Source organism: Paraburkholderia sp. NPDC080076, assembly GCF_050281145.1.
Lineage (GTDB): Bacteria > Pseudomonadota > Gammaproteobacteria > Burkholderiales > Burkholderiaceae > Paraburkholderia.
In genome coordinates this window covers 101832-114137 of the sequence record NZ_JBNNWQ010000004.1, presented here as the reverse complement: position 1 = coordinate 114137, position 12306 = coordinate 101832, and the positions used below count along the sequence as shown (strand labels likewise).

Genomic DNA, 12306 nt, shown 5'->3' with positions numbered 1-12306 from the left:
TCAATTCAGGCGCTACGTCTTTTGTGTGGCGCATGCGGCGTAAATGGGTTTTTCGATGCAATCCGAAGCTCAATCCCAATCCAGTAGCAAGATCGTTTCCAACGAGCCGGTGTTCGGCGGCCAGGCCGCGCGGCGCAAGTCGCACGCGGTCGACGTCCGTTGGGGCGGCCAGCTCGTCACCATCGGTGGCGACGCACCCGTGCGCATCCAGTCGATGACCAACACGGATACCGCGGACGCCATCGGCACCGCGATCCAGATCAAGGAACTGGCGCAAGCCGGCTCGGAACTGGTGCGTATCACGGTGAACACGCCGGAAGCGGCTGCGGCCGTGCCGGCCGTGCGCGAGCAGCTCGATCGCATGGGTGTGTCGGTGCCGCTGGTCGGCGACTTCCATTACAACGGCCATCTGCTGTTGCGCGATTACCCCGCGTGCGCGGAGTCGCTGTCCAAGTACCGGATCAATCCGGGCAACGTGGGCCACGGCGCGAAGCGCGACACGCAGTTCGCGCAGATGATCGAAGCCGCGGTGAAGTACGACAAGCCAGTGCGTATCGGCGTCAACTGGGGCAGTCTCGATCAGGACCTGCTCGCGAAGATGATGGACGAGAACGCCGCGCGTTCCACGCCGTGGGAAGCGCAAAGCGTGATGTACGAAGCGCTCATTCAGTCGGCGATCGGCTCGGCGGAGCGGGCGGTCGAACTCGGTCTGTCGCGCAATCAGATCATCCTGTCGTGCAAGGTCAGCGGCGTCCAGGATCTGATCGCCGTGTACCGTGAACTTGCGCGCCGTTGCGACTTCGCGCTGCATCTCGGCTTGACCGAGGCGGGCATGGGCTCGAAGGGCATCGTGGCATCGACGGCGGCGTTGTCCGTGTTGCTGCAGCGAGGCATCGGCGACACGATTCGCATCTCGCTCACGCCGGAACCGGGCGCCTCGCGCACCGGCGAAGTAATCGTCGGCCAGGAAATCCTGCAGACCATGGGTCTGCGCTCGTTCACGCCGATGGTGATCGCGTGTCCGGGTTGCGGCCGTACCACCAGCACGCTGTTCCAGGAACTGGCGTCGCAAATCCAGACTTATCTGCGCACGCAGATGCCGGTGTGGCGCGATCAATATCCTGGCGTCGAGAAGATGCACGTCGCGGTGATGGGTTGCATCGTCAACGGTCCGGGCGAATCGAAGCAGGCGAATATCGGTATCAGCCTGCCGGGTTCGGGCGAGAACCCGGCCGCGCCGGTGTTCATCGACGGCGAAAAGGTGAAGACGCTGCGTGGCGAAAACATCGCGCAAGAATTCCAGCAAATCGTGAGTGACTACGTCGAGCGCCGCTATGGCCGCGCCGAAGCGCTCAACTAAATATCGGCTATCGAAGACAGATGACTGAACAGAAGAAAAAGCTCGAAAAGCTCTCCGGCGTGAAGGGCATGAACGACATCCTTCCGCAGGAAGCCGGGCTGTGGGAATTTTTCGAAACGACCGTCAAGTCGATGCTGCGTTCGTACGGATACCAGAATATTCGTACGCCGATCATCGAGCATACGCAGCTGTTCAAGCGCGGTATCGGTGAAGTGACCGACATCGTCGAGAAAGAGATGTACAGCTTTACCGACGCGCTGAACGGTGAAAATCTGACCATGCGCCCGGAAAATACGGCAGCGGTGGTGCGCGCGGCGATCGAACACAACATGCTGTACGACGGCCCGAAGCGCCTGTGGTACATCGGCCCGATGTTCCGCCATGAGCGTCCGCAGCGCGGCCGCTATCGCCAGTTTCATCAGGTCGGCGTGGAAGCGCTCGGCTTTGCCGGTCCGGACGCCGACGCTGAAATCATCATGATGTGCCAGCGTCTGTGGGACGATCTCGGCCTGATGGGCATCAAGCTCGAAATCAACTCGCTGGGTCTCGCGGAAGAACGCGCGGCGCACCGCGTCGATTTGATCGCGTACCTCGAAAAGCACATGGACGTGCTCGACGAAGAAGCGAAGCGTCGTCTCTACACGAACCCGCTGCGTGTGCTCGATACGAAGAATCCGGCCATGCAGGAAGTCGCGCAAAACGCGCCTAAGCTGATCGATTTTCTCGGCGAAGAATCGCGCGCGCACTTCGAAGGTTTGCAGCGCATTCTGAAGGCAAACAACATTCCGTTCACGATCAATCCGCGTCTCGTGCGCGGTCTCGATTATTACAATCTGACCGTGTTCGAATGGGTGACCGACAAGCTCGGCGCGCAGGGCACCGTCGCGGCCGGCGGCCGTTACGATCCGCTGATCGAGCAACTCGGCGGCAAGCCCACGGCGGCATGCGGCTGGGCCATGGGCGTCGAGCGGATTCTCGAATTGCTGAAGGAAGAGCAACTCGTGCCGGAAGACGAAGGTTGCGACGTGTACGTGGTCCATCAGGGCGACGCGGCGCGCGAGCAGGCCTTCATCATCGCCGAGCGTCTGCGCGACACCGGCCTCGACGTGATCCTGCATTGCAGTGCCGACGGTCAATCGGCGAGCTTCAAGTCGCAGATGAAACGTGCGGACGCAAGCGGCGCGGCTTTCGCCGTGGTGCTCGGTGAAGACGAGATCGCCAACGGCACGGTCGGCGTGAAACCGCTGCGCGATACAAATGCTAACGGCGGTAAAAACGAGCAACAAAACGTGCCGGCCGAAGACTTGACCGAATTTCTAATCAATGCGATGGTTGCAACCGCCGAAGTTGGCGACGACTGATCGCGATGTCGTCGAGCCGGTTGGTTCCCAATCGGGTTCGACACGCACACGCAGCAAAAAAGAGGAAATCGCCGGGCAATGAGTTACCACGACGAACAAGAATCGATTGAAGGTCTGAAGGCATGGTGGGCGCAGTGGGGCAATGCAACCACATGGATCGTGCTGGTGGCGCTGGTGGCCGCGGCCGGCTGGAACGGCTGGAATTTCTGGCAGCGGCGCGAGGCGGCGGAAGCCGCCGTGCTGTATGACCAGGTGCAGCAAGCCGTGGCATCGGGCGACAAGGCGAAGATTACGCGCGTCGCCACCGACATGGAAGACAAGTTCAGCCGCACCGCCTATGCGCAGATGACCGCGCTGGGCGCCGCCAAGGCGCTGTACGCCGCCGGCGACGAAGCTGCCGCGAAGGCGCAACTGCAATGGACCATCGATCACGCGAAAGATGACGAGTTCAAGCAGATCGCCAAGCTGCGCCTCGCTTCGCTGCTGCTCGACGACAAGGCTTACGACCAGGGCCTCGCGCTGCTCGCCGAACCGCAGTCCGACGCGTTCAAAGGCATCGTGGCGAACGGCCGCGGCGATCTGCTCGCCGCTCAAGGCAAGCGCGACGATGCGCGCGCGGCCTACAAGCTGGCCCTCGACTCCCTGTCGAAAAACGATAGTTCGGCACGCCAGTTGATTCAGTTCAAGCTGGACGCGCTGGGCGGCTGATCGCCGCATATGAGCGCCACAATCAGCGCCGCATGCGACGACCAACCGGTCTCCTTTAATTAATTTCCTGAATGCTTCGTCCACCGATGAATCTGCTGAAACGTTACGCTGTGCCCGTTGCCTGTGCGATGACCGTGCTCACCATGGCGGCTTGCTCATCCACGAAAGACGAGCGCCGCGTGCCGACGCCGCTCACCGAGTTCAAACCCGTGCTCGACGTGCAGCAGGCCTGGAAGGCGAGCGTCGGTAAGGCAGGGCGTTACCTGTTCTCGCCGGTTGCGGTCGGCAATGCGGTGTACGCGGCTGGCGCAAACGGTTCGGTTGCGAAGATCGACGCGCAGACCGGTCAGGACGTTTGGCGCGTCAAGCTGCGCGACGACCTCTCGGCAGGTGTCGGCAGCGACGGCACGCTCACGGCGGTCGGCGGCCTGAAGGGCGACGTCTACGTGCTCGGCGCGGACGGCAAGCAACTGTGGACCGCCAAGGCGCCGGGCGAGATCATTTCGCCGCCGCTCGTCGGCAACGGCCTCGTGGTGGTGCGTACGGTCGACGGTCAGATCGTCGCGTTCAACGCGCAAACCGGCGAGCAGAAGTGGAACTACCGCAATCGCGCGGTGCCGCTCAATCTGCGCGTGTCGTCGGGCATGACGTTCGCGGGCGACGCGGCGGTGCTGGCCGGTTTCCCGGGCGGTGCGTTCGCGGCGATCAACCTGCAAACGGGCGACAACTACTGGCAAACGCCGGTGTCCTATCCGAAGGGCGTGACGGAAGTGGAGCGTATCAACGACGTGACCGGTCCGCCCACGCTGGTCGGCTCGGAAACCTGCGCTGTGACGTTCCAGGGCCAGATTGGCTGTTTCGACGCGAACTCGGGCCGCGCCGTGTGGGAAAAGGCGTTCTCCAGCACGAGCGGTCTGGCGCAGGATGACAGCGCCGTGGTCGCGGCGGACGACTGGTCGGTGGTATCGGCGTTCGACGTCAGCAGCGGCGCGCCGCTGTGGAAGAACGACAAGCTGAAGAACCGCGACCTGAGCGTGCCGTTCATTCTGGGTCACGCCGCGGTACTGGGCGACTATCAGGGTTACGTGCACTTCCTGTCCCGCGACGACGGTACGCTCGTCGCGCGCGTGAAGACCGACGGCAGCCCGATTACCGCGGCGCCGGTGCTCGCCGGCGAAACGCTGGTGGTACTGACGCACGACGGCGATCTGTACGGCTACCGCCCGCGCTGATCGCGCGAGGCAATCGCCGTCTGGCGTGCAGGCCGGCTTCGCCGGCCGCGCGCGTTTTTGTCGGGTTTTCCGTTTTGAGTTGTAGTTGCAGGGCAGAGTGAGCAGAAGAATTCGCCGGACTGGCTGGTCCGGCAAGTCGGATCAGACATGGCGCACGGGCCCACGTGGCCATCGGTGGTTGCTTGCGGCACCACCTTCGGCGGCATCCTCGCACGTACCGCAAAGAATCGTATTCGAACAGGCGTGCGAGCCGTCGAGCAGTAAAGACTGAACCTGGCGGCCCCATGGCGCCGCCCATACAGCCAAACCCCCGTCCGCCCGGGTGCGCATATTGACAGCACATCCGGGGCTGGCCGAATTCGTGATAATTTTCGTCAAACGCTGCCGTGTAGCGGCCGCATGGCGTCGCTACGCGGGCGGTCGATTTCGATCCCGCGTTTCACCGTGAACAACATCTGATGAAACCCGTTATTGCCCTTGTTGGGCGCCCCAATGTGGGGAAATCCACGCTGTTCAACCGGCTCACGCGCTCGCGTGACGCGCTGGTTGCCGACCTGCCCGGTCTCACGCGCGATCGCCATTACGGCGAAGGGCGCACCGGCGAGCGGCCGTATCTGGTCGTCGACACCGGCGGTTTCGAACCGGTCGCGAAAGACGGCATCCTGCACGAAATGGCGCGTCAAACCCGCCAGGCGGTCGAGGAATCGGACATCGTCGTGTTCATCGTCGACGGCCGCAATGGACTCGCGCCACAGGACAAATCGATCGCCGACTATCTGCGCAAGGTCGGCCGGCCGATTTTCCTCGTCGTCAACAAGGCGGAGGGCATGAAGTACACCACCGTCGCCGCCGACTTCTACGAACTCGGCTTGGGCGACCCGCGCGCGATTTCCGCGGCGCACGGCGACGGTGTCACCGAAATGATCAACGAGGCGCTCGAAGTCGCCTACGCCGGTCAGCCTGAAGAAAACGACGACGAGAAAGCGGCGCGCGGCGTGAAGATCGCGATCGTCGGCCGTCCGAATGTCGGCAAGTCGACTTTGATCAACGCGCTGGTGGGCGAAGAGCGCGTGATCGCGTTCGACATGCCGGGCACCACGCGCGATTCGATCTACGTCGATTTCGAACGCGGTGGCAAGCCGTACACGCTGATCGACACGGCCGGTCTGCGCCGCCGCGGCAAAGTGTTCGAAGCGATCGAGAAATTCTCGGTGGTGAAGACGCTGCAGTCGATCTCCGACGCCAACGTCGTGATCCTGCTGCTCGACGCGCGCCAGGACATTTCGGAGCAGGACGCGCACATTGCCGGCTTTGTGGTGGAACAGGGCCGCGCGCTGGTGGTGGGCGTGAACAAATGGGACGGTCTCGATCCGCATGTGCGCGAGCGCACCAAGGCGGACCTCGAGCGCAAACTAAAATTTCTCGACTTCGCCAAATTCCATTTCATTTCCGCCGCGGAAAAAACAGGGATCGGCCCGTTGATGCGCTCCGTCGACGACGCCTACGCAGCCGCCATGGCCAAGCTGCCGACGCCGAAGCTCACGCGCGCATTGATCGATGCCGTGGAATTCCAGCAGCCGCGCCGACGTGGTCCGGTGCGCCCGAAACTGCGTTACGCGCACCAGGGCGGTCAGAATCCGCCGATCATCGTGATTCACGGCAACGCGCTCGACGCGATCACCGAAACATACAAACGCTACCTGGAAAACCGCTTCCGGGAAACTTTCAAGCTGACTGGGACTCCATTGCGCATAGAGTTCAGATCGTCGACGAACCCTTACGCGGACAAAGGCTAGATCCAGGCTGAAACCCGCGTGTGTGCTGGCTTTGGCCGCCTGGCCAGGGCTCTCGCGCAAAAATGAAAATCGGCTATAGTGTAGCGGTTGACGGTGGATCTCTTTTTCTTCCTCGTCAATTAAGTCAACCTGCAAAAAAATACGGAGTTTGCTATGAGCAACAAAGGGCAATTGTTACAAGACCCGTTTTTGAACGCACTGCGTAAAGAGCATGTGCCGGTGTCGATCTACCTGGTCAACGGCATCAAGCTTCAAGGGAACATTGAATCGTTCGACCAGTACGTCGTGTTGCTCCGGAATACGGTCACCCAGATGGTCTACAAGCACGCAATCTCGACAGTCGTGCCAGCCCGTCCGGTGAATTTCCACCCGGATTCTGAACAGTCCTAACCCCCGTCGCGGCCGGCGTAACGTCGCCCGTTGGCGATTACTCCCGGCCGCCTCATTTTGATACCCTCCAATTTGATCAATGCAGCGCTTGTCGGCATCGACTTCGGTAAGATCGATTTCGAAGCCAGCCTAGAAGAACTCAGCCTGCTCGCGCAAAGCGCGGGCGCGAATCCCTTAGTCACCCTCACCGGGCGCCGGTCCAGCCCCGATGCCAAGATGTTCGTCGGCAGCGGCAAGGCCGAAGAACTGCGTCTTGCGTGTGAGGCGAACGACATCGAACTCGTCATTTTCAATCACGCTCTGGCGCCTGCGCAGCAGCGCAATCTGGAGCAGGCGCTTAATCGGCGCGTGATCGATCGCACGAGTCTGATTCTCGACATCTTTGCGCAACGCGCCCGCAGCCATGAAGGCAAGCTGCAGGTGGAACTCGCGCAGCTGCAGTATCTGTCGACGCGGCTGATCCGCGCATGGACCCACCTGGAACGGCAAAAAGGCGGTATCGGTTTGCGCGGCCCTGGCGAAACGCAGCTCGAAACCGACCGCCGTTTGATCGGCGAGCGCATCAAGGCGCTCAAGACGCGGCTCGAGAAATTGCGCCGTCAGCACGGCACGCAGCGCCGCGCGCGCAGCCGCAATCAGACCATGTCCGTGTCGCTCGTCGGCTATACGAACGCGGGCAAATCCACGCTCTTCAACGCGCTCACCAAGGCCCAGGCGTACGCCGCCGACCAGTTGTTCGCGACGCTGGACACCACCTCGCGGCGCGTCTATCTCGGCGACGAAGCGGGGCAGGTGGTGGTGTCGGATACGGTCGGTTTCATCCGCGAACTGCCTCACCAACTTGTGGCGGCGTTTCGCGCCACGCTCGAGGAAACCATTCACGCCGACCTGCTGCTGCACGTGGTCGATGCATCGAGCGCGGTGCGGCTCGACCAGATCGATCAGGTGAACGAGGTGTTGCACGCAATCGGTGCAGACACGATCCGGCAGGTGCTGGTATTCAACAAGATCGACGCGGTGCCGGAGTTGGCGGCCCGTGGGGACGCGGTTGAGAGGGACGAGTATGGTAATATTTCGCGCGTCTTTTTGAGCGCGCGCACGGGGCAAGGGCTGGACACACTGCGCGCTGCCATCGCTGAAATCGCAACTGCCGAACCTCTTTCCGAAACGCTGGTCGATCTCTCGGAAGAAGACCGGGCGGCAGCACCACGCGACGACCATAAGGTCTCAGAATTCGGGCACTGACCCGTTCCAATTGCACTGACCCGCTGTCTACTCTGGTGAACGAACACAGGTGAACGATTACAACGAGCGGAGTATCTGGCTGCGCATGCGCGCCATGCTGTCACTGAACGATCCGCGCTGGGGCCGGGGAGAAGGCAATGGCGACCGGCAACGTCCAAACGAGCCCAAGCGTCCGCCGACCAAAGACGGTGAAGGTCCGCCCGATCTCGACGAGATGTGGCGCGATTTCAACCGCCGGTTGAGCCGCGTGTTCGGCCGCAAGGGCGGCGGTGCGGGCGGTGGCCGTCCGGACAACGGTCGCGGCGCGCGCATCGGCGTGGGCATCGTGATCGGCGTGCTGCTGGCCATTTATCTCGGCAGCGGTGTGTTCGTCGTGCAGGACGGTCAGGCCGGCGTCGTGATGCAGTTCGGCAAGTATCGCTACACGGCGGGGCAGGGCGTGCATTGGCGTCTGCCGTATCCGTTCGAAGCGCATGAGCTCGTCAATATCGGCCAGATTCGCCAGGTCGAGATCGGCCGCAATAACGTGGTGCGTCTCGCGAATGTGAAAGACGCGTCGATGCTTACGCACGACGCGGATATCGTCGACGTGCGCTTCGCCGTGCAATACCAGGTGCGCAAGCCGACCGACTATCTGTTTCGCAGCGTCGATCCGGATCAGGGCGTGATGCAGGCTGGCCAGGCGGCGGTGCGCAGCATCGTCGGCGCGCGCAGCACCAACGACATCCTCTATCAGGATCGCGAAACAATTCGCCAGCAATTGATGGCGGCGATCCAGCAATCCCTGGATGAATACCAGTCCGGACTCGCCGTGACCGGCGTGACGATCCAGGGCGTGCAGGTGCCCGACCGGGTGCAAGCCGCCTTCGACGACGCCGCCAAAGTCCGTCAGGAAAACGAGCGCGCCAAGCGCGATGCCGAAGCCTACGCCGCGGATCTTCTGCCGCGCGCGCAGGCCGACGTGGCGCGCCAGATCGACGAAGCGAAAACCTATAGCGACAAGACAGTGGCCCAGGCACAAGGCGACGCCGAGCGCTTCAAGCAGGTCTACGCGCAGTACTCGAAAGCGCCGGCTGTGATTCGCGAGCGCTTGTACCTGGAAACCATGCAGCAAATCTATTCGAATACGACCAAGGTGTATGTGGACAGCAAGAGCAGCAACAACGTGCTGTATCTGCCGCTCGACAAGCTGGTCGAGCAGACCCGCCAGCGGGTCGCCGACGCTGCTGCCGCATCGGGCGCCACTGCCGGCGCCACGGCCGCGGCCGCTGCCGCGCCGCAAGCGGCGAGCAGTGCCGCATCGCCGTTGGCTACGCCGTCTGCCTCTGCAACCGGCTCCGCGGCCTCGGCACCTGCCGCGGCTGCCGCACCGGCCAGCCAGGCCGCAGCCAGCAGCGACGCGCTGCGTTCACGCGACTCCTTCCGCAGCCGTATGCGCGAAGACGACGTTCAATAAGGAGCGCACGTCATGAACAAGATCATTGCGCTCGTCGTGGCTGTCGTCATCGTGCTGTTCGCTGCTTCGTCGATGGTGTTCGTCGTCGATCAGCGTCACATGGCGGTGCTGTCCTCGCATGGCGACGAGGCGCCGAGCCTGCTCGGCCCCGGCCTGCATGTGAAATTGCCGCCGCCGTTGCAAACCGTCACGCTGGTCGATAACCGCATCCAGTCGCTCGACGCACCGGACGAAGACCGTTACGTGACGTCCGACAAGATCGATCTGCTGGCCAACCCGGTCCTCAAATACCGCGTGACCGATCCGCTCAAGCTGCTCGCCGAAACCCGCGGCGATGCGCAGAGCCTGCCGGACCGGCTCGCGTTGCTGTCGCGTAGCGCGCTCGGCGATGCATTCGCGAAGGTCACGCTGTCCGACGCGCTCGCGAGGCAGCAGGCCGTCGCCGACCAAGCGCGCGCCGCAATGGACAAGGCCGCGGCATCGCTCGGCGTGTCGGTGGTCGATGTGCAGTTGACGCGCGTCGATTTCCCCGCGTCGATGGCCGACTCGGTCTACAAGCGCATGATCGCCGCGCGCCAGCAGGTCGCAGCCGACGAACGCGCGAAGGGCACCGCCGAAGCCGACAAGATCAAGGAAGATGCGGTCGGCCAGCAACAGGCGATTCTCGCGGACGGTTATCGCCAGGCGCAGACCATCAAGGGCGAGGGCGATGCGAAGGCAGCGCAAATCGCCGCCGACGCTTACGGCAGCGACCCGCAGTTCTACCAGTTCTATCAAAGCATGCAGGCATACAAGAACACCTTCAAGCCGGGCGACGTGATCGTGGTCGACCCGAGCAACGAGTTCTTCCGCTTCATGCGTAGCCCGACCGGCGGCGCCGCCCCGGACGCTCCCGCGGTCCCGCGCAAACCCTGATAACCGGAACGCCGCGGCACCCGCATCGCGGCCCTTTAATTCGCATGGATATAGCCGGCTCGTTACTGCTCGCGATCGCGTTGATGCTGATTATCGAGGGAATGTTTCCCTTCGTTTTTCCGAGCGCCTGGCGCGACACGTTCCGTAAAATAGCGGAACGGCCGCCGCATCAGATTCGCGTGGGCGGCTTGATCGTGATGGTGCTCGGGCTGATCCTGCTGTTTATCGTGACTTGATCGGGCCTGTTTTGCCGATGGCTTCGCGGCCTGGCGGCGGCGCGGGTCATGGCCCCGCGGCCGCAAGCAACCAGCCGCCTTCGTCTGCCGCGGCCTGAACGCCGCGTAGTGCATCGCTCTGCGGCCAAAAGCCGGATGTGGTCGTTGCAGGCAATCGAGATGCCCGCGATGGCCGCCAAAATCGAGCCGCCGCCCGCCATTCACACTCACTTACCGGCGCATCCAGCCGCCGTGTTCAACGTCGTAGGACTGTATCGATGTCGACCTGGTTACTTCCCGAGAATATCGCCGACGTGCTGCCGTCGGAAGCCCGCAAGATCGAAGAGTTGCGGCGGCATTTGCTGGACCGTTTCCGCTCGTACGGCTACGAGATGGTCATGCCGCCGCTGCTCGAGTACATCGAGTCGCTGCTGACGGGCGGTGGACACGATCTGAATCTGCGGACCTTCAAACTGGTCGATCAATTGTCCGGGCGCACGCTCGGTCTGCGCGCGGACATCACGCCTCAGGTCGCGCGTATCGACGCGCATCTGCTGAATCGGCAAGGGGTGACGCGTCTTTGCTATGCGGGCAACGTCGCGCATACGCGTCCGCGCGGCCTGCACGCCACGCGCGAGCAGATCCAGATCGGCGCGGAAATCTACGGACACGCGGGCCTCGAAGCGGACCTGGAAATCCAGCAACTGATGCTCGACGCGCTGCGTCTGGCCGGCCTCGCGAAAGTGCGCCTCGATCTGTGCCACGCGGGCGTGCTCGCCGCCTTGATCGAAGCCGAGCCGGCCGCGGCCGAACTCGGGCAGTCGCTCTATGACGCGCTGGCGGGCAAGGACGTGCCGCGCCTCGTCGAACTGACGGCCAACCTCACGCCGGTGATCCGCGACGCCTTGCGCGCACTGCCCACGCTGTACGGCGACGCCTCGGTGCTCGAGGAAGCGCGTGCGCGCTTGCCGAATGCGCCGGCCATCGCCCGCGCGCTCGACGACCTCGCGTTCCTCGCGAGCCAGGTGGACGGCGCCGAAGTGATGATCGATCTCGCGGATCTGCGCGGCTATGCTTATCACAGCGGCGTGATGTTCTCGGCGTATGTGGACGGCGTGCCGAACGCGGTGGCGCGCGGCGGCCGGTACGACCACGTGGGCCAAGCGTACGGCCGTGCGCGGGCGGCCACCGGCTTTTCGCTCGATCTGCGCGAAGTGGCGCGGATTTCGCCGGTCGAAGCGCGCAGCAGCGCGATTCTCGCGCCTTGGCAGCACGACGAAGCACTGCGCGTGAGCGTCGCCGCGTTGCGCGATGCCGGCGAAGTGGTGATTCAGGCGCTGCCTGGCCACGAACACGATCTGGACGAATTCGCGTTCGACCGCGTGTTGGTCGAGCGCAACGGAAATTGGGTCGTCGAACCGCGCGACTGAGCGCGTTCCGCGGACCCGTCCGAGGGCGATCGCCAGGGCATGTCAGACGGCGTCGAACGTGCCGTTAAAACGCTGCGCGGCCACCGGCCGCGCTACTTTCGCAATACCCAACATAACGTGCATACCATTGAGCGGAAACGGAAAAATTCGGAAGGTTCCGCGAACATAGGTAGAATACGTTTTTAACCAGCTTACGAA

At 63.1% G+C, this 12306-nt stretch carries 11 protein-coding genes; all 11 read left to right on the top strand.

What is annotated here, in order from left to right:
* Positions 1 to 43: 43 nt before the first annotated feature.
* Positions 44 to 1360 (top strand): flavodoxin-dependent (E)-4-hydroxy-3-methylbut-2-enyl-diphosphate synthase, encoded by a 1317-nt coding sequence (ispG, locus tag ACQKRQ_RS17545; RefSeq protein WP_427478455.1) that lies wholly within the window; start codon positions 44 to 46, stop codon positions 1358 to 1360.
* 20 nt (positions 1361 to 1380) lie between these two features.
* Entirely contained in the window at positions 1381 to 2721 is a 1341-nt protein-coding gene (gene hisS, locus ACQKRQ_RS17540; RefSeq protein WP_427478453.1) for a histidine--tRNA ligase, read from the top strand.
* Between the two features lie 78 nt (positions 2722 to 2799).
* A complete protein-coding gene (locus ACQKRQ_RS17535) occupies positions 2800 to 3429 on the top strand; it encodes a YfgM family protein (RefSeq protein WP_408175882.1) in 630 nt (209 codons plus the stop codon).
* An 86-nt stretch (positions 3430 to 3515) separates the two neighbouring features.
* Entirely contained in the window at positions 3516 to 4661 is a 1146-nt protein-coding gene (gene bamB, locus ACQKRQ_RS17530) for an outer membrane protein assembly factor BamB (RefSeq protein ID WP_132373861.1), read from the top strand.
* Between the two features lie 458 nt (positions 4662 to 5119).
* On the top strand, positions 5120 to 6457 hold the full coding sequence (gene der / locus ACQKRQ_RS17525) for a ribosome biogenesis GTPase Der (protein ID WP_408251283.1): 1338 nt from the start codon (positions 5120 to 5122) through the stop codon (positions 6455 to 6457).
* Between the two features lie 153 nt (positions 6458 to 6610).
* The gene (hfq, locus tag ACQKRQ_RS17520) at positions 6611 to 6847 is read left to right on the top strand and encodes an RNA chaperone Hfq (RefSeq protein ID WP_006051315.1); all 237 of its coding nucleotides are present in this window, start codon (positions 6611 to 6613) and stop codon (positions 6845 to 6847) included.
* 57 nt (positions 6848 to 6904) lie between these two features.
* On the top strand, positions 6905 to 8092 hold the full coding sequence (gene hflX / locus ACQKRQ_RS17515) for a GTPase HflX (protein WP_132373863.1): 1188 nt from the start codon (positions 6905 to 6907) through the stop codon (positions 8090 to 8092).
* Between the two features lie 49 nt (positions 8093 to 8141).
* Positions 8142 to 9548, top strand: coding sequence for an FtsH protease activity modulator HflK (hflK, locus tag ACQKRQ_RS17510; protein WP_408313412.1), 1407 nt, complete (start codon positions 8142 to 8144; stop codon positions 9546 to 9548).
* Positions 9549 to 9560: 12 nt separating this feature from the next.
* On the top strand, positions 9561 to 10463 hold the full coding sequence (gene hflC / locus ACQKRQ_RS17505) for a protease modulator HflC (RefSeq protein WP_427478448.1): 903 nt from the start codon (positions 9561 to 9563) through the stop codon (positions 10461 to 10463).
* Positions 10464 to 10507: 44 nt separating this feature from the next.
* Positions 10508 to 10699: a DUF2065 domain-containing protein gene (locus ACQKRQ_RS17500; protein ID WP_007181354.1), complete on the top strand. Its 192-nt coding sequence runs from the start codon at positions 10508 to 10510 to the stop codon at positions 10697 to 10699.
* A gap of 257 nt (positions 10700 to 10956) precedes the next feature.
* Complete coding sequence (locus ACQKRQ_RS17495) at positions 10957 to 12108, top strand: ATP phosphoribosyltransferase regulatory subunit (RefSeq protein WP_132373866.1); 1152 nt, start codon at positions 10957 to 10959, stop codon at positions 12106 to 12108.
* Positions 12109 to 12306 lie beyond the last annotated feature (198 nt).